This window comes from Streptosporangium sp. 'caverna' (assembly GCF_003203775.1).
GTDB classification, from domain to species: Bacteria; Actinomycetota; Actinomycetes; order Streptosporangiales; family Streptosporangiaceae; genus Streptosporangium; species Streptosporangium subroseum.
The window spans coordinates 2,943,994-2,963,910 of record NZ_CP029711.1 but is presented as its reverse complement, the minus strand read 5'-3'; the positions used below and the strand labels follow the sequence as shown (position 1 = coordinate 2,963,910).

The following is a 19,917-nucleotide window of genomic DNA, read 5'->3' as shown; positions in this document are numbered from 1 at the left end:
GCCGGGCATTCGTCGATGTCCCGTGGCCTTTTCAGGTGCGGCCGGCCGTCAGTGCCCGGCGTCCTCCCAGGTCCGGCCGACGCCCAGGGAGACCACCAGCGGGACCCGCAGGGAGTAGGCGGCGTTCATCCGGTCGGTGACCAGCTCGCGCAGGGTCTCCAGCTCCCCCGGGGCCACCTCGAACACGAGTTCGTCGTGAACCTGGAGCAGCATCCGGGAGCCCAGCGTCGCCTCCTTCAGCGCGCTCTGCACGTTGAGCATCGCGACCTTGATGATGTCGGCCGCCGAACCCTGGATCGGCGCGTTGAGCGCCATCCGCTCGGCCATCTCCCTGCGCTGCCGGTTGTCGCTGTTCAGGTCGGGCAGGTAGCGGCGGCGGCCCAGGATCGTCTCGGTGTAGCCGTCGTTCCTGGCCTGGGCGACGATCGCGTTGAGGAAGTCACGGACGCCGCCGAACTCCTCGAAGTATTCCTCCTTGAGCGCCTTGGCCTCCGACACCGGGATGCTGAGCTGCGCCGACAGCCCGAAGTCGGACAGTCCGTAGGCCAGGCCGTAGTTCATCGCCTTGATCTTGGCCCGCATCTCCCCGTTGACCTGCTCGGGCGCGATGTCGAAGACCCGGGCCGCGGTCGCCCTGTGGAAGTCGTGCCCGGACTCGAAGGACGCGATCAGCGCCTCGTCGCCGGACAGGTGGGCCATGATGCGCAACTCGATCTGGCTGTAGTCGGCGGTCAGCAGCGTCTCGTAACCGGACCCGACGACAAAGCCCTGCCGGATCCGGCGGCCCTCGGAGGTGCGGATCGGGATGTTCTGCAGGTTGGGCTCCTTCGAGCTGAGCCGCCCGGTGGCCGCCGTCGTCTGCTCGAACGTGGTGTGGATCCGCCCGTCGTCGGAGATCTCCTTGATCAGGCCCTCGACCGTGGTGCGCAGCTTGTCCTGGTCACGGTGGCGCAACATGATCGTCGGGAGCTCGTGGTCGGTCTGCGTGACCAGCCAGGCCAGCTGGCCGGCGTCGGTGCTGTAACCGGTCTTGATCTTCTTGGTCTTGGGCAGCGCGAGCTTGACGAACAGGATCTCCTGGAGCTGCTTGGGCGAGTTCAGGCTGAACTGCTCGCCCACGGCCGCGTGCGCCGCCTCGACGGCCTGCTTCACCGCGGCGCGGAACTCCGACTCCAGGCCGCTGAAGTAATCGCGGTCCGCGGCGATCCCGGTCCGCTCCAGCTCGGCCAGCACGGTGACCAGCGGCAACTCCACGTCGCTCATCAGGTAAGTGCCCCCACGCGGCTCCAGGAAGGCCTCCAGAGCGTCGGCCAGCTCCTGGACGGCCAATGCCCTCAACGCCAGGTCGCGGGCCGCGTCGTCGTCCTGGTCGTCGTCGAAGAGGCTGGCCTGGCCCGCCGCCTCCGCCTCGTCGCGCAGCTCACGCCTGAGATAGGCCCGCACGAGATCCTCCAGCGGCAGCGACCGCTGCCCCGGCATCGCCAGATAGGCCGCCAGCGCGGTGTCACAGGAGAGGCCTCGCAGCTCCATGCCGTGCGCCCACAGCGCCAGCATCGGGCCCTTGGCGTCGTGCACGGCCTTGGCCTTCGACGCGTCGCCCAGCCAGGCGCGCAGTGCCCCCTCGTCGGACTCGGTCAGCGTGGTGGGGTCGATGAACGCGGCACGGCGCCCGCCGTGCGCGCCCTCTGCGCCCTCGTCCGCCGCGGCGATCGCGATGCTGTCGATCCGGCCGGTGCCGCTGCCGTACGTGCCCTTGAAGGCCAGGCCCACCCTGCCCTCGGGCAGTGCCCCCAGCCACGCGGCCACCTCGTCGGGTCCGAGGGTGACGACCTCGACCTCGAAGCCCTCCTCCGCCGAGACCTCGGCCTGACCGAGCGTCTTGAACAGCCGGTCGCGGATCTCGCCACGGAACTCCAGAGTGTCGAGGATCTTGTTGATCTCGTCGCGGTCGGACACCCCGACCGTCAGGCCCGAGACCTCGAGCTCCAGCGGCACGTCACGGATCAACTGGGTCAGGCGGCGGTTCATCAGCACCTGGTCGAGATGGTCGCGGAGCTTGTCGCCGACCTTGCCCTTGACCTCGTCGACCCGGTTGACCAGCTCCTCCAGCGAGCCGAACTCGCGGATCCACTTGGCGGCGGTCTTCTCCCCGACCCCGGGGATGTTCTTGAGGTTGTCACTGGAATCGCCGCGAATGGCCGCGAAGTCCGGATATTGGGCCGGGGTGAGCTCGTATTTCTCCACCACCGCCTCGGGGGTGAACCTGGTCATGTTGCTGATCCCGATCCGGGTCATCAGCACCGTGATCCGATCGTCGACGAGCTGCAGCGCGTCACGGTCGCCGGTGACGATCAGCACGTTCATGCCCTGCTCGGCGGCCTGCGTGGCGAGGGTGGCGATCAGGTCGTCGGCCTCGTAACCCGCCAGCGACATGTGCGGGACGCGCACCGCGTCGAGCACCTCGTGGATCAGGCTCATCTGGCTGCGGAAGCTGTCGGGGCTCGCGCTCCGGTTCGCCTTGTACTCGGCGTACTCCTCGTGCCGGAACGTCGGCTCCGACCGGTCGAAGCAGACCGCCACGTGTGTGGGCTGCTCGTCGCGGAGCACGTTGACCAGCATCGAGGTGAACCCGTAAACCGCGTTGGTCGTCTGGCCCGTCGTCGTGGAGAAGTTTTCCTCAGGAAGGGCGTAGAAGGCCCTGTACGCCAGGGAATGCCCATCCAGCAACAGAAGACAGGGACGAGTGGGGGTCGCTTCTTTCTTCGGCACACGGAAAGCCTAGTCTCCTGGTGCGACAGAAAACCTGGCCTCGCGTGACAGGAGACATCCCCTTGACCATGACAGACCCCGGCGACGTCAACTCAGGCATGGAAGAGCAGATCCGCGCCGCCCACACGAACACGCTCGTCGAGCGGATGGGCATCGAGATCACCGAGGCGACCCCCCAGCGCGTGGTCGGCCGGATGCCGGTCGAGGGCAACACCCAGCCGTACGGCCTGCTGCACGGCGGCGCCTCGTGCGTGCTCGCCGAGACCCTGGGCTCGATCGGCGCGGCGACCCACGCGGGACCCGGGCGCATCGCCATGGGCATCGAGATCAACGCCACCCACCACCGCTCGGCCACCTCCGGATACGTCACCGGCGTGGCCACCCAGGTGCACGGGGGCCGGACCCTCACCACCTACGAGATCGAGATCACCGACGAGCAGGACCGTCGGGTGTGCACCGCACGCCTCACGTGCATGCTCCGCGACATCTGATCACATCGCGTATTCGATCATAACCCGACCACGTTTTTGCCTTTCTGGCGCAACTGATCGGATACGCTGGGTGACATCGACGCCCGCGGGGAGGCCGAGTAGAAAACGTACAGGGTCGGGGAAGCTCTGTACGGCGCCAAAGGCCTTCCCCGGGCTCGTCGGACTCCACGGGTGAGCCCGGGCCGGAATCCACCCGGCCGCCCTCTCCCGCCAGGGGTCCTGTCCAACGCTGTTCACGCCCTTCGACACCTGTACGGCCCGCACCGCGCAGACGCGGGCCGTACAGGAACGAGGCGGCTCAGATGTTGTCGGTGTGCGTCGGGTCGAGCACGCGGCGCAGGAAGACCTTCGTCCGCTCGTGCTGCGGGTCGCCGATCACCTGGGCGGCAGGGCCGTCCTCCACGATCACGCCGCCGTCCATGAAGACCACCCGGTCGGCCACGTCCCTGGCGAACGCCATCTCGTGGGTGACCACGAGCATGGTCATCCCCTCCTCGGCCAGTTTGCGCATGACCGTGAGCACGTCGCCGACCAGCTCGGGGTCCAGCGCCGAGGTGGGCTCGTCGAACAGCATCAGGTCCGGGCTCATCGCCAGTGCCCTGGCGATGGCCACGCGCTGCTGCTGGCCGCCGGAGAGCTGGAGCGGATAGGAGTCGCACTTGTCTGCGACCCCGACCTTCTCCAGGTTCTCCCTGGCGATCTTCTCGGCCTCCGCCTTGCCCCGCTTCAGCACCCGTCGCTGGGAGATCATCACGTTCTGCAGCGCGGTCATGTGCGGGAACAGGTTGAACTGCTGGAAGACCATGCCGACCCGGCGACGGGCGGCGTCGATGTCGACGTCGCGGTCGGTCAGCTCGACGCCCTCCAGGATCACCCTGCCCGACGTGGGCTGCTCCAGCAGGTTCACGCAGCGCAGCAGCGTGGACTTGCCCGACCCCGACGGGCCGATGACGCAGACCACCTGGCCGGGGTCGACCGAGAAGTCGATCCCCTTGAGCACCTCCAGCTTGCCGAAGGACTTGTGAAGGTTGCGGATCTCAACCGCGTGGGTCATCGGAGTCACCGTCCCCTCATCTGACGCTTCTCCAGCCGGGACGCGAGATAGCCCAGGGGAATGGTGACCAGGAGATACGTCACGCCGACGACCAGGAGGGGTGTGGCGTTGGCGTAGGTCGAGGCCATGTCGTTGCCGAACTTCGTGAGCTCGACGTACTCACCGGAGACGCCGAGGAACAGCACCAGCGAGGAGTCCTTGAGCAGGGACACGAACTGGTTGGTCGTCGGCGGGATGACGATGCGGACGGCCTGCGGGATGACGATGGAGATCATGCCCCGGCTGTAGGACATGCCCAGTGAGCGGGCCGCCTCCAGCTGCCCCTTGGGCACCGCCTGCAGACCGGCCCGGAGCGTCTCCGCCATGTAGGCCGATCCCACGATGGTCAGACCCAGGATGCCCTGGCCGTAGGTGCCTCCGGGCACCTCGAAGCCGGGCAGCGCCAGCGGCAGGAACAGGATGAACAGGAAGATCAGTACGGCGGGCAGCCCTCGAAAGATCTCGATGTAGGCGACCGCGATCCACCGGTACGCGCGCACCGACGACAACCGCATCAGCGCGAACAGCAGGCCGAGAAGGAAGGCGAAGACGAAACCGCCCACCGAGTAGATGATCGTGTTCTTCAGCGCGACCGTGAACAACTCCGGCAGCGTTTCCGCCGCGACCTCGCCCTTGGCGAAGTTCTGGCCGAGAGGACCCCACTCGATGCGAGTGAGAAGGAAGACGGCGACGACCACCAGCACGACGTACTGGACGGCCCGGCTGATCTGCTGCTTCTTACGCGGACTGAGTTTGGCCCTGCCGGGGGGCGCCCCGGCAGGACCTGGCGACTCAGCCGTCGTCGACTGATCTGTCATGAATCAGCCGAGCTCGCCGGGCTTCTTGCCGAACCACTTCATGAAGATCTCGTCGTAGGTGCCGTCCGACTTGGCCGTCGTGATCGCGTCGTTGATGGCCTTGAGCAGGATCGGGTCGGCGTTCTTCTTCAGGCCGATGCCGTACTGCTCACCGGTGTCGAGGCTGGCGGCCAGCTCGAAGTTGGCGGAGATGTCCGGCTTCTTCAGCCAGGTCAGAACGACGGGCAGGTCCTGGACGATCACGTCGACCTGGCCGGACTGCAGACCGAGCAGCTCCTTGGGAGAGTCGGCGAACTCCTTCGGGTCCAGACCCGCCTTCTTGACGTAGTCGAGACCCGTGGTCGAGGCCTGGGCGCCGAGCTTGAGGTTCTGGGTCTTGACCTCCTCCAGCGTCTTGGCCGTCACGCCCTTCTTGACCAGCAGCGCCTGGGTGGCGTCGAAGTAGGGGACCGAGAAGTCGATGTTCGCCTGGCGCTCGGGCGTGATGGTCATGCCCGCGGCGGCCACGTCGCACTTGCCGGTGGCCATGGCCGCGCCGCTCTTGATGACAGCGAAGTCGATGTCGACGATCTCCTGCGTCAGGCCGAGCTTCTTGGCCGCGAGGTCGACGATGTCCACGTCGAAGCCGACGGTCTTGTCGCCCTCCTTGAACTGGAAGGGCTCATACGGAAGGTTCGTGCAGGTGGTCAGCTTGCCGGGAGTGACAAGCTTGGGACCGGTAGCGGCCGCGGGGGCGCCCGACGAGGCACCGTCGCTCGGGCTCGCACTGGTGGTGGAGCCACCGCCGCAGGCCGACAGGCCGAGCACACCGGCCACGGCCACCGCGCCCACCGTGAGCGCACGACGGGAAACAAAACTCAGGCCCACAACGGCCTCCTTACGGTGAAATGTCGCATCTTGTATGAATACCTCAGTGAAGGCGATGCTTCCTCACCTGCACGACCATGCAGATCACCAGTACGACACAATTCGGACAACAACCACGTTCGAGATTCCCTTATCAGTAACGCCTTCCCATCATGGAACCGGAGGGGGCCATTCACCGAATCGAATGGCCGCCATCCCGCTCCGGCGTGGCGACCGGAACCGGATCACGGGAGGTCACACGCCCTCCCGGCCACCCGGACATCGAGCCCCGGCGCCACTCCTACCGGATCCGGGCACCGCCCACACATTGAATTCGAAAGCCGCCTCGATTACGTTGCCCGATGTGCGAAACCCCCTAATCCTGTTCACCGGTGCCGTCATGACCGCCGCCGTCCTGACCGGCTGCACCGGAACGGATCCGGCGAGATCCGCCTCCCCCACGGCCACCCCCACGCCGACCTACGAACTGCCGCCCCGCCCGGTACGCCCGAGCGAGCGCCCCATCGCCGCCAAGCCCGCCAACGACGGCGACACCCGTTTCCAGGTGATCGGCCTGCAGACCGGCCTGAGCGGCTTCTTCGGCACCCACGCCGAATGGCAGGCCAAGGGCCAGTACGTGGTCGTGCGGATCGTCGTGGAGAACCCCGGTCGCGCCAACTCCCGCTTCGTGGCGGGACGGCAGAAACTCGTCGCGGCCGGCGGCGCGACCTACACCGTCGACAAGTTCGCCCAGGCCATCAAACGCCAGCCCGACACGCTCCCGCTCGGCGCCGGGGTCAGAATCGAGATGGACCTCTGGTTCGACATCCCCAAGGAGGCGAAGGTCACCGCGATCCGGCTGTTCGGCGACCCGCCCCTCGGCGTGACCGGCACCACCGACGGTGCCGAGGTGCCCCTGTCGTAGAACGTCCTAGAACGGACGGGCCCGCCGCACATGCGTGCGGCGGGCCCAGGATGTCACGTGGTGAGGCTTACGCCTGCTCCTCCGCCTCCTCCGACACCTCAGCCGCGACGGAACCGCCCAGATAGGCGGCCTGCACGGCGGGGTCGTTGAGCAGGTCCGCGGCGGGCGCGCTCTTGACCACCTTCCCGGTCTCCAGAACGTAGGCCCGATGAGCCAGCTTCAGCGCCTGCTGAGCGTTCTGCTCCACCAGCAGCACCGTGGTGCCACGGCGGTTGATCTCCGCGATGATGGAGAAGATCTGCTGCACCAGCAGCGGCGCCAGACCCATCGACGGCTCGTCCAGCAACAGCACCTTCGGCTTGGCCATCAGGGCACGGCCGATGGCGAGCATCTGCTGCTCGCCGCCGGACATCGTCCCGCCCATCTGGACCCTGCGCTCGGCCAGCCGCGGGAACAGCTCGTAGACCTCCGCCAGATCGGCGGAGAAGTCACCCGAACGCGTGTAGGCGCCCATCAACAGGTTGTCGTGCACCGTCATACCGGGGAAGATGCCCCGGCCCTCGGGCGCCTGACCCAGACCCGCGACAACGCGCCGGTGGCCGGGCAGCTTGCTGATGTCCTTGCCGTCGAAGGAGATGCTCCCCGACGACAGGCCACGCAGACCCGAGATCGTCTTCAGGGTCGTGGTCTTGCCCGCCCCGTTCGCTCCGATGAGCGTGACGATCTCGCCCTCGTTCACCTCGACCGAGATGCCCTTGAGCGCCTCGATCTTGCCGTAGTGGACATGGATGTCCTTGACCTCAAGAAGCATCTGCGGGAGCCCCCAAATACGCCTCGACGACCCGAGGGTCGTTCCGCACCTCGTCCGGCAGGCCGTCGGCGATCTTCTGACCGAAGTCCAGCACCGCGATACGGTCGCTGATGCCCATGATGAGACTCATGTCGTGCTCGATGATCAGAATCGTACGGCCGGCGTCCCGGATATCCCGGATCAGCTGCTGCAGGGCGATCTTCTCCGCCGGGTTCATACCGGCGGCGGGCTCGTCCAGCAGGAGCAGCTTCGGCTGGGTCGCCAGCGCACGGGCGATCTCCAGCCGGCGCTGGTCACCGTAGGGCAGGTTCTTGGCGTGGTCGTTCGCGCGATGCGCGATGCCGACGAAGTCAAGCAACTCCATCGCCAGCTCACGACCGCCGCGCTCGGCCGTACGGTGCCAGGGAAGCCCCAGCGCCACACTGACCACACCCGACCGGTGATGCGCGTCGGCGCCCACCATGACGTTCTCGATCGCCGTCATGTTGTGGAACAGCCGGATGTTCTGGAACGTCCGGGCGATACCACGCTTCGTGATCTTGAAACGCTTGACGCCGCTGATCTTCTCACCCAGGAAGCGGATCTCTCCCTCGGTCGGCTGGTAGACACCCGTCACCACGTTGAAGACCGTGGTCTTGCCGGCGCCGTTCGGGCCGATGAGAGCGAAGATCTCACCCTCGTTGATGGTCAGGTTGACATCGCGCAGCGCCGTGACACCGCCGAAGCGCATGACGAGGCTCTTCAGCTCCAGCATCGCGCGACCGCTCCGCTCCTGGACCGGCACGGGCTCCGGCTCCCGAACCGCCTCCGCGTTCACATCAGCGCTCACTTGGAAGCCACCTCCTCGCCACGCGCCTCGGGCCCGGGCACCTCTGCGCCGAGCGTACCCATCCCACCTGTTCCCTCTTTCAGCTCCGCCCTGCGTTGACGCGATGGAAGCAGACCCTCGGGACGGAAGATCATCAGCGCGACGAGCACCGCACCGAAGATCAACATGCGGTACTCCTCCAGACCGCGGAAACGCTCAGGCAGCCACGCCACCACGAACGCGCCCAGCATGACACCCGGAAGGTTGCCCGCGCCGCCCATGACCACCGCGGCCAGAATCGTCGCCGACAGCAGGAACTGGAAGTCGTTCGGGTTGATCGAGATGGACTTCGCCGCCCACAGCACACCCATCGAACCACCGATGGACGCACCGATCGCGAACGCCAGCATCTTGAACCGGAACGTCGGCACGCCCATGACCTCGGCCGCGTCCTCGTCCTCACGGATCGCCGCCCAGGCCCGCCCGACACGGCTCTTCTCCCAGCGCTTCACCAGGATGATCACAATGACGGCCAAGCCCACCAGCAGGTAGTAGTAGGGCTTGGGGTCCAGCACGCCGTACTTGAGAGGCTCTACACCGCCCAGCAGGTTGGAGATGTCCACTCCGAAGATGTGGAGATCGTTGATGCTCGGCGGGTGCGGGATCCCGCGGATGCCGTTCGGGCCACCGATCTCGTCGGTGTTGCGGGCGGTGATACGGATGATCTCACCGAAGCCCAGCGTGACGATCGCCAGATAGTCACCGCGCAACCGCAGCGTCGGAGCACCCAGCGTGATGCCCGACAGCGCGCACAGCGCGATGCCGACAATCATGATGACCCAGAAGTTCCAGCCGAGCCTGGTGCCGATCAACGCCATCGCGTAACCGCCCACCGCGTAGAACGCGACGAAACCCAGGTCCAGCAGGCCCGCCTGACCGACCACCACGTTCAGGCCGATCGCCAGGACCACATAGGTCCCGATCGGGAAGAACAGGATGCTCGCCCAGTCGGTGTCGGGCGACATGAAGCTGCCGATGCTGTCCGACGGCAGCAGCAGAGCCACCACGATCAGCAACAGATAGACGATCCAGCGCTGCCAACCCGGGGTGTTCAGCCAGCGATCGTGCATGACGTCGCCGAAGTTGCCAAGTCCGGTACGGAAACGTGCCAGGGGATTCTGGTTCATGCGCGCGCCTGCTGAAGTGATTCACCGAGGATTCCGGTGGGACGGAACATCAGGACGAGAACAAGGATGGAGAAGGAGATCACATGCTTCCAGTCGGAGCCGAAGAAGATGGCTCCGTAGTTCTCCACCAGACCCAGCGTGATACCGCCGACCAGGGCGCCACGCAGGTTGCCGATACCACCCAGGACCGCCGCGGTGAACGCCTTGATCCCGAAGAGGAACCCGATGAAATAGTTCGTGTTCTCGTACGAGATCAGATAGAGGGCGCCCGCCACACCGGCCATTCCACCGCCGATGAGGAACGTCATCCGGACGATCTTGTTGATGTCGACGCCCATCAGAACCGCGGCCTCGGGGTTCTGCGCCGTGGCGCGAATCCCTCGGCCGACCTTCGTACGGTTCACCAGGGCATCGAGCGCGACCATCATGCCGATGGCCGCCACGATGACCAGAATCTGGTCGACGCGGACCGCATGGCCGAAGATCGAGAAAAGCTCGGTCCGCTCCATCAGCCGGGGCAGAGCCATCGGAATCCGGCCCTGCTGCGGACGGTTGAAGACCTTCGGAATGATCAGAAGCGCGAACAGCTCCTGCAGGAAGATCGAAGCGCCGATCGCCGAGATGAGAGCCGCCAGCCGGGACGCGCCGCGACTGCGCAGCGGCCGGTAGGCGATCCGCTCCAGCGCCATCGCCGTGCCCGCCGAAGCCAGCATGCCCGCCAGAATCATCGCCACGATGATGCCGACCAGCGCGATGCCGGTCAGCGGCGAGGAGATGCCCAGCACAAACGGCACGACCATCGCACCGAAAGTTCCGATCATGAACACTTCGGAGTGTGCAAAGTTAATGAGCCGCAGCACGCCGTACACCATGGTGTAGCCGAGCGCGATCAGGGCGTAGATCGAGCCGAAGGCGAGGCCGTCGATCGTCGCCGGCCAGAACTGATTGACGAAGTCATTGAGCACTAGGGTTTACCACTTCTAGCGGGGGTCGCCTGCACTGTGCCGGTAGTACACCACTTCCGGCGAAGCCTCGTGGACTCTGACCGGAAGTACGCGGAGAGCGGGAACGCATCGCGGCGTTCCCGCTCCTCGCGCATCAACTACCTAACTCTTTCTTCAAGCTCCCGGCTCAGCCCAGCTTGGCCTCGGCGGCCTTGCCAAGCAGGCCGATCGCGCCATCCTTGACCTGATAGATGTAGATGTCCTTCGCCGCGACCTCACCGTTGGCCTCGAACTTGACCTGCTTCGAGACACCCGCGAAGTCAACCGTGCCGATGAAGGCGTTGATCTTGTCAGCGGTGGTGTTGCCCGCCTTGATCGCGTCGATGAAGACGGTGGCCGCGTCATAGCCCTCGGCCGCGTAGATCGCCGGGTCGGCGCTGTAAGCGGCCTTGTAGGCGTCGGCGAAGGCCTTCACCTTCGCGTCGGTGACATCCGGGGTCGCGATGTAGCACGGGCAGCCCACGAGAGCGCCCTCGGCGTTCGCGGCACCCGCGCCGTCGATGAGGCCCTTGTCCAGCGAACCGTCGCCGGACAGGAACTTCGCCGTCACGCCCTTGTCACGGAGCTGCTTGAGCAGGACACCGCCCGCGGCGTAGTAACCACCGAAGAAGATCGCGTCAGGCTTCGCCGCCACGACCTTGTTCACGACAGAGGAGAAGTCGCTCTCGGCCGGGTCCAGCGAGTCGTTCGTCAGCTTCACGCCCTTGCCCTCAAGCGTGGTCCTGACGACATCGGCCAGCGGCTTGCCGTACTCGGACTTGTCGTCGATGACAAAAGCGTTCTTCGCGCCGACGCCGTCAGCCATGAAGTTGCCGATACCGGGGCCCTGAACGCTGTCGCTCGGGAGAACCCGGTGCCAGTACTTCCAGCCGTTCGCCGACAGAGCGGCGTTCGTGGCGGATGCCGAGATACTCGGAATCATCGCCTCTTCCATAACCGGCGCCACCTGGGCGGACTCGCCCGAGAACGCCGGGCCGATCAGACCGACGATCTTGTCGGTCTTGATGGCCTGCTGAGCCAGCGCGACGGCCTTCGAAGGGTCGGCCTGGCTGTCATATTCGACCATCTCGACCTTCACGGCCGGATTGGTCTTGTTGTACTCGTCGATGACGAGCTTCGCACCATTCCTGGGAGGGATGACAATGCCGGCGTTCGCGCCGGTGAGGTCGCCCATGAACCCAAGCTTGATGGTGCTGCCGGCGGCGGCGCTGGAGCTACCGGCTTCCGGGCTGGCTTCCGTGCCTCCTCCGTCTGAGCAGGCAGCGAGACCGAGGGTGAGCGCCAGACCGACGGCAAGCACTCCACCGAGGCGTGCAGACTTAGGCCGCAAGGTTGCCTTCCTTTCGCCCAGTCCCTCGTCAGGACCGAGTTCACAGATGCCCACCCCTGGCGAGGTGTGCCAGGGGGTTGTGTCGGTTAGTACAGCTAGCGGATGTCACGGGTCGATACAGGACGGCCCACCGTTGCTGTTTCGTTATAACACCGATCCTTTTCGGCTATCAGATACAAAAGCCATGGTCACTGGCAATCTAATGCAATACAGGTAGATCACTCCGAGTACGCGAAGGCACACCCGACGTCTCGACCAGTGGACACACACATTGGCCCAGAGAAAGACTTCCCACCACAGGGCACCGCCAGACACGACGCCCCACCCCGAAATCAGGCCTCCGGAGCGCCCTGCGGAAATCAGACCTCCGGAGTCTCCGCACCCCCGGCCGCGGGCCCCGACATCTCCGTGACCACGATCTGAGCCACCTGACGCATACTCAGCCTGCGATCCATCGACGCCTTCTGAATCCACCGGAACGACTGCGGCTCACTCCACCCGTGCTGCTCCATGAGCAACCCCTTGGCCCGCTCGACCAGCTTGCGCGTCTCCAACCGCTCGGAGAGCGTGCCGACCTCCCGCTCCAGCGCCGCCATCTCCTCATGCCTGCTGACCGCCATCTCGATCGCGGGCACAAGATCCGACTTGGTGAACGGCTTCACCAGATACGCCATCGCCCCGGCGTCCCTGGCCCGCTCGACCAGATCCCGCTGCGAGAAGGCCGTGAGGATCAGACACGGCGCGATCCGCTGCGACACGATCTGCTCGGCGGCCGAGATCCCGTCCAGGATGGGCATCTTCACATCCAGGATCACCAGATCAGGCCGGTGCTCCAACGCCATTTTGACCGCGGTCTCCCCGTCCCCGGCCTCCCCGACGACGGCATACCCGTCCTCCTCCAGCATCTCCTTCAGGTCGAGGCGGATCAGTGCCTCGTCTTCCGCGATCACCACTCGCCGCTGCGTACTCACGAGCAAGAGAGTACCGACGTCCGCTAGATTAGGACTACGTCGGTGTCCACGGCTGATCCAGCTCTAGGTATGCTCGTCACCGATGTAAAAATCCGGACAAGTCCGGAAATATCAGCCGGAATGGTGGAATGGCATACACGGACGCCTCAAAAGCGTCTGCTCGAAAGGGCGTGCGGGTTCGAATCCCGCTTCCGGCACCCAACTGACAGAGTCTTTCAATCCTGGACAAATCGCCCACTGGACTCTTCGAATCAACTCCTTGAACCACCCTCTGTAGCGAATCCGAAACTGTCGGTGGCCGCTGGCATGGTTGCTTCATGCACCCCCGCGAAACCGTCGACCGCGCTCTGCAACTGTCCGCGCTCGGCCTTATCGATCGTCAGGTAGCCGATCTGTGCGGTGTATCCCTAGGCGCCGTGCAGAAATGGCGAACACGAACACGCCGGACAACTGAGGACGAGGACATCAGAAGACACCGTTCGTGTCCTCGGTGCCACGGCCGAAAGCTCGACTTCGAGGCCTATGCCTACCTGCTCGGGCTCTACCTCGGCGACGGCCATGTCCTGCTGTGCAAGAAAGGTGTCTACCAACTCTCGCTCGCATGCTGCGGCACCTGGCCCGGCCTGATAGAGGCGGCAGCGGAGGTCATGGCGACGGTCATGCCGACATCGTCCGTCAGTCGCCGTCGGCACCCAGGCTGGACAGAGATCAAAAGCTATTCCAAGCATTGGGCTTGCCTGTTTCCCCAACACGGCCCCGGTCGGAAACACGAGCGCGCGATCACGCTGGAGAGATGGCAGCGCGAGATCAATGAAGAGCATCCGGGTCGCTTCGCCCGAGGTCTGACTCACTCCGACGGCTACCGCGGGATAAACCGGGTCCGTCGTCACTTCAACGGCAGCGACCACTGGTACGAGTATCCGCGCTATCTCTTCGTGAACGAGTCCCAGGACATTCTCGATCTCTGCGGGGAGGTGCTCGATCTCCTGAAGGTGGAGTGGCGCTACTCCAAGCCCAACACCATCTCGGTGGCCAAGCGTGAGGCGGTTGAGCGGTTGGACGAGTTCGTAGGGCCGAAGTACTGACCCGAAGTACTGATGTGGTTGGGGCGAGAGCGTGGTGGGGCGAGAGGGATTCGAACCCCCTTAGTCGAAACACCTGATTTACAGTCAGGCCCGGCTCTCCAGCTCCGGCGCCGCCCCGTGGAGACGACTTCAGGATGGTCTTTCGCCGGTGCGGGCGGCAACGGGTTTTCCCGAGCGGGCCGGCGGGTTGCCGGGCCGGCTTCGGCCGTCCCTCGCGCGGCGGGTGGGTGGTGGGTGGGCTGCAGGCGGGCGCGAGTAGGTTGCTCGGAAGACTGTTGATCGGAAGGTGGCGGCGTGGAAGCGACGGGGAACGGCCGGGGAGGCCGGAGCGATGTACCGGCGGCTTTTTCAGAGGGTGCCTCGGCGGCGTCGGGGGGTGCTCCGGCAACTCTTCCGGGGGTGGTGAGGCTGAGCGGGCACGGGGTGGTGCTGCGGGAGTGGGAGGACGACGATCTGGTGGCGATGGTCGGGTTGTTCGACGACCCGGATGTGGCCTACTGGACGCCGTTGGCCTCGCCGTTCGACCTGGAGGCCGCGCGGGTCTATCTGAAGCGGGCTCAGGAGAGGCGGGCGGCGGGGAAGCGGGTTCAGCTCGCCGTCACCGTTGACGGGGGCGAGCCGATGGGTGAGGTGTTGCTGATGCTGAGCGAGCTGGATCTGGATGTCGCGGAGATCGGTTACGCCATGGGGGCGGCGTATCGGGGGCGGGGGCTGGCGGCGCGGGCGGTGCGGGTGATGACGGACTTCGCCCATGACACCGTGGGCGTCTCCCGGCTGCTGCTGGAGATCGAGGCCGGAAACGCCGCGAGCGCGGCGGTGGCCCGTGCGTCTGGGTATCGCCTGACGGAGGCGCCGCCGATTCATTCGGAGGAGAAAGGCCGCCCGATTTCCTTGCAGACCTGGGAGTATGACCACGCGTGAGTGACTGGCTTTCTTGCAGCCCCGAGAATACGACCACGCATGAGCGATCGGCCCTGTCATCGGCTCCGAACCAGTCGGACAGCGCCTGAAGTTGTTTCGTTTCATGGAAAGGGAGGAAATCACGGAGGGACTCGCATCTTCCCGCTGCGACGGGGATACAAAAAGATCAGCTGAAGCCCGCTCGGCGCTCCCCCTCGGCCTTCGCAGGCTTCGAACGGAGCGCGCGTCCGAAAATTGTTCCACATATTAAAAAACGCGCACACATAGGTTTAAGTTTTAATTACCGGATTTACTTAATGCTTACCAATGGAAATTTTCCGGCTTATTGATTATCGAAAGTCCGCAAGGTAAAGCCCTTGTTGCGGGCTGAGCCGAATGCCCGAAGCGGTGCTCCTGAGCGTGGAACAGCCCCGGGCGATGTTGCTGTGTGGATCTGCACCACGCCGGGACGGCCAGGATGCCGGGGTGCGAGTGCGACGCCGGGACGGCCGGTGCCGGGGTGCGGGCGGGACGCCGGGTCCTGGGGCGCGAGTGGGGACGCCGGGACGCGGGCTGAACGCCGGGGCCGGGGGCCGCCCGGTCGGCCACCGCCAGGGCGGTGGCCGTATCCAGACGAGCGGGTCGGACGACGAGCGGATCAGGTGGGGCTGGGCGGGTCAGGCGGGGTTCGAGACCGCCGAGCCGATGGTGTGGACGCGCAGCGCGTTGGTGGAGCCGGCCGTTCCGGGAGGGGAGCCTGCGACGATGACGACCTTGTCGCCCTTTTCGAAGCGGGAGTTGGCCAGCAGCGAGGCCTCGACCTGGCGGACCATGTCGTCGGTGTGGTGGACGAAGGGCACCTCGAAGGTCTCCACGCCCCAGATCAGCGCGAGCTGGTTGCGGATCTCAGGGGCGGAGGTGAAGGCCAGGAGCGGGATCGGCGAGCGGTAGCGGGCCAGGCGGCGGGCGGTCTCACCGGACATGGTGAACGCCACCAGTGCCTTGGCGCCGACGATGGCACCGACCTCGGCGGCGGCACGGGCGATGGCGCCGCCGGTGGTCTCCGGCAGCCGGTCCAGGCTGTGGGTGGCCTGCAGCGAGGTCTTCTCCGCGGTCGTGGCGATGCGGCTCATCGTCTCGACGGCCCCGACGGGGTAGTTGCCGACCGAGGTCTCACCGGAGAGCATGACCGCGTCGGCGCCGTCCATGACGGCGTAGGCGACGTCGGAGGCCTCCGCGCGGGTGGGGCGCGGAGCGGTGATCATTGATTCGAGCATCTGGGTGGCGACGATGACCGGGCGGGCCTTCTCGCGGCACAGCTCGATGGCGCGCCTCTGCACGATGGGCACCTCTTCGAGGGGCAGCTCGACGCCGAGGTCACCGCGGGCGACCATGATGCCGTCGAAGGCCTCGACGATCGCCGGGAGCCGCTCGACGGCCTGTGGCTTCTCGATCTTGGCGATCAAGGGGAGGCGGATGCCCTCCTGCTCCATGATGTTGCGCACCACGTCGGCGTCGGAGGGACGGCGGACGAAGGAGAGCGCGATCATGTCGCAGCCGGTGCGCAGGGCCCAGCGCAGGTCGGTCTCGTCCTTGTCGGTGAGGACCGGGGCGCTGACGTTGACGCCGGGCAGGTTGATGCCCTTGTTGTCGGAGATCATGCCGCCGATGAGCACGCGGGTGGTGACGCGCTGGCCGTCGACCGCGGTCACCTCCAGGTGGACGCGGCCGTCGTCGACGAGGATGTTGTCGCCGGGGTTGACGTCCTTGGGAAGTCCGAGGTAGGTCGTGGACACCTGGTCGCGGTTGCCCGGGACGTCTTCGGTGGTGATGACGAAGACGTCACCGAAGCCGAGGCGGACGGGGCCCTCTTCGAACCTGCCGACTCGGATCTTGGGACCTTGGAGGTCGGCCAGCACGCCTACGCCACGACCGAGCTCGGCGGCAGCCTCCCTCACCCTGTCATAAACCTCCTTGTGCAGCTCATGGCTGCCATGGCTGAGGTTGAAACGGGCCACGTCCATGCCCGCGACGATGAGTTCGCGGAGGCGTTCGGGAGAGGAGGTGGCGGGGCCGAGAGTGCAGACGATTTTCGCGCGACGAGTCACGGATCCCACCCTAATTGGTACAGACCACTGGGTTGTGACGTTAGTCATTCCGCCAACGAAAAACTGGGTTACATAACGCTACCGCTGGTGAACGGGAGGTGGACAGTCGGCCGCGGTGTTCCGGCGGGGGTTCCGGCGGCGTCTCCATAGGTATCCGAGCCAGGAGGCGAGCACGAGGATCAGCACTCCGAGGCGCGCCACGTTGGTGTATTCCTGCGGGTAGACGACCCCTTCGATGTAGTGGTCGATGAACCCGCCGGGGGTCAGCCCTCGCTCCCCCGCGTTGCGCCTGCCCCAGTCTTCCACGACGGTCAGCGGGCACTCGACGCCGGTCACGACGGACACGAGGCCCCATGCCGCGACGGCCAGGTGGGCCCAGATCAGGCGCGGCCACCGCCAGGCGAGGAACCCGCCGGCGGCCATGAAGACCAGGATGAGGAAGTGCACCACCATCGCGGCTTCCCCGATGAGGCGATAGGCCATAACTCGACCGTAGATCCCGGCCGGGGTCCCTGTCCTCCGCTTTCGGGGTGGTATTTTGCGGGATCGGCCCGCTGTGGCGGGTCTCGCAGGTTATCTCGTTCGGCGAGTTTCGCGGGGCCGGATCAGAGGGGCCGGGTAACGATAATTTTGGTATGTCCGAACTCGGGCGTGACCCGCGAAAGTCCCCCGTGACACGGTCGTCCTGCTGTCGATCTCTGGGCTGCCGGACTCGGCCCGATGGGCTCGGCCGACGGGCTTCCGCTCGATCCGGAGCACGCAGCCAACGAACTTCCCACTCAGTCCGGAACCCTCAAGCCAACGGGCTTCCCACTCAGTCCAGAACCCTCGGCCAACGGGCTTCCCGCTCGGGACGGGGTGCTCAGCCGACGAACTTCCCGCTCAGTCCTGAATCCTCAAGCCGACGGGCTTCCCATTCGGTCCGGAGCGCCCGGCAGGCGAGTTTCCCGCTCGGGACGGGGTGCTCAGCCGACGGGCATCCGGCGGGACAGGCTCGACGGCGCCTCCTGCGGGGCTCTAGGGCGCAACCTTGGCCGCCTCGCCGGCGTCGACGATGCCGTGGCCGTAGAAGCCGTTGTCGGTCTTGGAGCCTTCGCAGACCTGGGTGATCTCCTGGCCCTCCATGCGGTAGACGTACTTGCGCGGTGAGGGGCAGGACTTCTTCGTGGCGGTGGCGTAGAGCAGGCGCTGGACGTCTTCGGGGGGCATGGTGACGCCGCCCTTGCCGGGCTTGCCGAAGCGGCTGATCAGGATGGCGGCGACGCCGGTGGCGTGCGGGGAGGCCATGGAGGTGCCGGCGAGGTACTGGTAGTAGGCGCAGGCGCCGTTCAGGCAGTCGCGGACGATCGAGGGGCTCAGCGGCTCACCGCTCGCGGAGAGCATCCCCTGGCTGCGGAGCACGTGCTCGGGGGCCGCGGCCAGGACGGTCCTGGTGACGTCGGCCTTCTTGCCGCCGTCGTACTCGTCTCCGCCCGGCGCCGCCAGGTCGGCCTGCTCGTTGCCGTAGTCGGAGTAGTAGGCCTTGCGCGTGGTCGGGCCGACCGCCGACACCGAGATGACGCCCTTGGACTCGGCGGGGACGTTGATGCAGGAGTTGTCGACCTTGCGGACGCGCTCGCTGTCGGCGGGGTAGTCGGGGCTGGTCGCGTCGGACTTGGGCTTGCCGAGGTCGGTGGAGCCGTTGCCGAGGGCGCTGATCAGGGTGACGCCCCGCTTGCGGGCGTAGTCGATGGCGCGCTGCATGCCGGTGATGACGCCGCGCTGCTCGAGTTGCTCGGCCTTGGAATCGGCGGGGTTGGACGCGCAGTTGAACAGCCACGGGTCGACGTAGTAGCTCATGTTGACCACGTCGATGCCGGCGTCGGCGGCGTAGGTGAGCGCGTCGAGGCTGGGCTTGAGGAAGAACAGGCCGGAGTCCTGGCCGGCGCGCAGGTTCACGAGGGACACTCCGGGGGCGACGCCGGCGATGCCCAGGCCGTTGACCGGCGAGCCGATCGTGCTGGCCACGTGGGTGCCGTGGCCGTCGTCGTCCCAGTCGGCGGGGTCCTTGCAGCCGGGAAACTCGCAGGGGCCGTCGAGGGTTTTGCCGTTGGAGTCGTTGGGGCGGTCGGTCACGAAGTTGCGGCTCAGCGCGAGGTTGAAGTTGGGGGCGATGTCGGGGTGTTTGCCGTCCACGCCGGTGTCGATGATGCCGACCAGCACCTTCTTGCTGCCGGGCGCGGTGGCGTAGGAGCCGGCGGCGGTGGCGCCGATCATTTTCATGTCCCACTGCTGTCCGGCCAGTGGTTCAGCGCCGCCGGACAGTTTGACCGCCGGGATGTCCGACACGCTTCCCCTGGTCGGGGCGGTCGCGGCGTCCGACGCGGCGAAGCCGATCTCGCGGTTGGAGGAGACACCCGCGACGGCGTCGCTGCCCGCCAGGCTCTCGATGAAGCGGGTGCCGGGCCCCCTGGCCACGACGTATCCCAGTTTGCCCTCGGTGGACAGCGTGGTGCCGCCGTCCTTCCTGATCGCGGCGAGCGCCTTGTCCTTGGCGCCGTCGGCGTAGAAGACGAGGTAGTCGCGGGTCTGCCCGGTGGCGGCTGTGGCCCCGTTGGCTCCGCCTGTGAGGGTGCCGGCTGTGAGGGTTGCCGCCAGGGCGACCATCGTCGCCGCACCCGTCAGGCGTCTGGTCCCGCGATTCATCGATCCTCCGTACCGGGCCTGATCAAAAGAAGTCACCCTTCAGGCATGTAATCGGTCAAGCAATCTGTCCGCCGTTAGTATCCCCA

Annotated in this window: 18 protein-coding genes and 2 tRNA genes; 6 read left to right on the top strand and 14 right to left on the bottom strand. The window is 66.2% G+C overall.

Annotated features, from left to right (window positions below; genetic code table 11):
* Positions 1–48: 48 nt before the first annotated feature.
* Positions 49–2,769, bottom strand: a complete 2,721-nt coding sequence (gene polA, locus DKM19_RS13070) for a DNA polymerase I (RefSeq protein WP_110695922.1) — start codon at positions 2,767–2,769, stop codon at positions 49–51.
* Between the two features lie 98 nt (positions 2,770–2,867).
* On the opposite strand from polA, the gene DKM19_RS13065 reads away from it, so the two are divergent.
* Entirely contained in the window at positions 2,868–3,260 is a 393-nt protein-coding gene (locus DKM19_RS13065) for a PaaI family thioesterase (RefSeq protein ID WP_110705687.1), read from the top strand.
* Between the two features lie 298 nt (positions 3,261–3,558).
* On the opposite strand, the gene DKM19_RS13060 is transcribed toward DKM19_RS13065, so the two are convergent.
* Genes DKM19_RS13060 through DKM19_RS13050 form a run of 3 tightly spaced genes read right to left on the bottom strand, consistent with a single transcriptional unit; the run spans position 3,559 to position 6,038 of the window.
* Positions 3,559–4,314 carry an amino acid ABC transporter ATP-binding protein gene (locus tag DKM19_RS13060; RefSeq protein WP_110705686.1) on the bottom strand — a complete coding sequence of 252 codons (756 nt, stop codon included), beginning with the start codon at positions 4,312–4,314 and terminating at the stop codon, positions 3,559–3,561.
* Between the two features lie 5 nt (positions 4,315–4,319).
* Complete coding sequence (locus DKM19_RS13055) at positions 4,320–5,171, bottom strand: amino acid ABC transporter permease (RefSeq protein WP_110695921.1); 852 nt, start codon at positions 5,169–5,171, stop codon at positions 4,320–4,322.
* Positions 5,172–5,174: 3 nt separating this feature from the next.
* On the bottom strand, positions 5,175–6,038 hold the full coding sequence (locus DKM19_RS13050; protein WP_110695920.1) for an ABC transporter substrate-binding protein: 864 nt from the start codon (positions 6,036–6,038) through the stop codon (positions 5,175–5,177).
* Positions 6,039–6,381: 343 nt separating this feature from the next.
* Between DKM19_RS13050 and DKM19_RS13045 the strand changes: the two genes are divergently transcribed.
* Positions 6,382–6,942: a DUF4352 domain-containing protein gene (locus DKM19_RS13045; protein ID WP_204358775.1), complete on the top strand. Its 561-nt coding sequence runs from the start codon at positions 6,382–6,384 to the stop codon at positions 6,940–6,942.
* A gap of 67 nt (positions 6,943–7,009) precedes the next feature.
* On the opposite strand, the gene DKM19_RS13040 is transcribed toward DKM19_RS13045, so the two are convergent.
* From DKM19_RS13040 to DKM19_RS13015, 6 genes are all read right to left on the bottom strand, one after another.
* Positions 7,010–7,753: an ABC transporter ATP-binding protein gene (locus DKM19_RS13040; protein ID WP_110695919.1), complete on the bottom strand. Its 744-nt coding sequence runs from the start codon at positions 7,751–7,753 to the stop codon at positions 7,010–7,012.
* Positions 7,743–8,582 (bottom strand): ABC transporter ATP-binding protein, encoded by an 840-nt coding sequence (locus tag DKM19_RS13035; RefSeq protein ID WP_369988768.1) that lies wholly within the window; start codon positions 8,580–8,582, stop codon positions 7,743–7,745. Before DKM19_RS13035 ends, DKM19_RS13040 begins: the two co-directional genes overlap by 11 nt.
* The gene (locus DKM19_RS13030) at positions 8,579–9,748 is read right to left on the bottom strand and encodes a branched-chain amino acid ABC transporter permease (RefSeq protein ID WP_110695918.1); all 1,170 of its coding nucleotides are present in this window, start codon (positions 9,746–9,748) and stop codon (positions 8,579–8,581) included. The genes DKM19_RS13035 and DKM19_RS13030 overlap by 4 nt, the downstream gene beginning before the upstream one ends.
* A complete protein-coding gene (locus tag DKM19_RS13025; protein WP_110695917.1) occupies positions 9,745–10,713 on the bottom strand; it encodes a branched-chain amino acid ABC transporter permease in 969 nt (322 codons plus the stop codon). Before DKM19_RS13025 ends, DKM19_RS13030 begins: the two co-directional genes overlap by 4 nt.
* A 166-nt stretch (positions 10,714–10,879) precedes the next feature.
* Positions 10,880–12,052: a branched-chain amino acid ABC transporter substrate-binding protein gene (locus tag DKM19_RS13020; RefSeq protein WP_369990501.1), complete on the bottom strand. Its 1,173-nt coding sequence runs from the start codon at positions 12,050–12,052 to the stop codon at positions 10,880–10,882.
* 389 nt (positions 12,053–12,441) lie between these two features.
* Entirely contained in the window at positions 12,442–13,035 is a 594-nt protein-coding gene (locus DKM19_RS13015) for an ANTAR domain-containing response regulator (RefSeq protein ID WP_204358774.1), read from the bottom strand.
* Between the two features lie 132 nt (positions 13,036–13,167).
* Here DKM19_RS13015 and DKM19_RS13010 point away from each other — a divergent pair.
* Both DKM19_RS13010 and DKM19_RS13005 read left to right on the top strand, forming a co-directional pair.
* Positions 13,168–13,250, top strand: a tRNA-Leu gene (locus DKM19_RS13010).
* A 120-nt stretch (positions 13,251–13,370) separates the two neighbouring features.
* Positions 13,371–14,138, top strand: coding sequence for a helix-turn-helix domain-containing protein (locus DKM19_RS13005; protein WP_110695915.1), 768 nt, complete (start codon positions 13,371–13,373; stop codon positions 14,136–14,138).
* 32 nt (positions 14,139–14,170) lie between these two features.
* Here DKM19_RS13005 and DKM19_RS13000 read toward each other — a convergent pair.
* Positions 14,171–14,255 (bottom strand) — tRNA-Tyr (locus tag DKM19_RS13000).
* Positions 14,256–14,537: 282 nt separating this feature from the next.
* Between DKM19_RS13000 and DKM19_RS12995 the strand changes: the two genes are divergently transcribed.
* Together DKM19_RS12995 and DKM19_RS52505 are read left to right on the top strand one after the other, a co-directional pair.
* Positions 14,538–15,059 (top strand): GNAT family N-acetyltransferase, encoded by a 522-nt coding sequence (locus tag DKM19_RS12995; protein ID WP_239514223.1) that lies wholly within the window; start codon positions 14,538–14,540, stop codon positions 15,057–15,059.
* A gap of 427 nt (positions 15,060–15,486) precedes the next feature.
* The gene (locus DKM19_RS52505) at positions 15,487–15,615 is read left to right on the top strand and encodes a hypothetical protein (RefSeq protein ID WP_255415558.1); all 129 of its coding nucleotides are present in this window, start codon (positions 15,487–15,489) and stop codon (positions 15,613–15,615) included.
* A gap of 100 nt (positions 15,616–15,715) precedes the next feature.
* Here the strand turns inward: DKM19_RS52505 and pyk are convergent, their stop codons facing one another.
* From pyk to DKM19_RS12980, 3 genes are all read right to left on the bottom strand, one after another.
* Complete coding sequence (gene pyk, locus DKM19_RS12990) at positions 15,716–17,146, bottom strand: pyruvate kinase (RefSeq protein WP_110705681.1); 1,431 nt, start codon at positions 17,144–17,146, stop codon at positions 15,716–15,718.
* Between the two features lie 78 nt (positions 17,147–17,224).
* Positions 17,225–17,629, bottom strand: coding sequence for a DUF2784 domain-containing protein (locus DKM19_RS12985; RefSeq protein ID WP_110695914.1), 405 nt, complete (start codon positions 17,627–17,629; stop codon positions 17,225–17,227).
* 534 nt (positions 17,630–18,163) lie between these two features.
* Entirely contained in the window at positions 18,164–19,831 is a 1,668-nt protein-coding gene (locus DKM19_RS12980) for a S8 family serine peptidase (RefSeq protein ID WP_110695913.1), read from the bottom strand.
* Positions 19,832–19,917: the final 86 nt, after the last annotated feature.

What these genes read in the sequence shown, in the direction of transcription:
- DKM19_RS13065 (WP_110705687.1), top strand. Translation starts at nt 2,868, where the DNA reads ATGGAAGAGCAGATCCGCGCCGCCCACACGAACACGCTCGTCGAGCGG.
- DKM19_RS13060 (WP_110705686.1), bottom strand. Translation starts at nt 4,314, where the DNA reads ATGACCCACGCGGTTGAGATCCGCAACCTTCACAAGTCCTTCGGCAAG.
- DKM19_RS13055 (WP_110695921.1), bottom strand. Translation starts at nt 5,171, where the DNA reads ATGACAGATCAGTCGACGACGGCTGAGTCGCCAGGTCCTGCCGGGGCG.
- DKM19_RS13040 (WP_110695919.1), bottom strand. Translation starts at nt 7,753, where the DNA reads ATGCTTCTTGAGGTCAAGGACATCCATGTCCACTACGGCAAGATCGAG.
- DKM19_RS13030 (WP_110695918.1), bottom strand. Translation starts at nt 9,748, where the DNA reads ATGAACCAGAATCCCCTGGCACGTTTCCGTACCGGACTTGGCAACTTC.
- DKM19_RS13005 (WP_110695915.1), top strand. Translation starts at nt 13,371, where the DNA reads ATGCACCCCCGCGAAACCGTCGACCGCGCTCTGCAACTGTCCGCGCTC.
- DKM19_RS12985 (WP_110695914.1), bottom strand. Translation starts at nt 17,629, where the DNA reads ATGGCCTATCGCCTCATCGGGGAAGCCGCGATGGTGGTGCACTTCCTC.
- DKM19_RS12980 (WP_110695913.1), bottom strand. Translation starts at nt 19,831, where the DNA reads ATGAATCGCGGGACCAGACGCCTGACGGGTGCGGCGACGATGGTCGCC.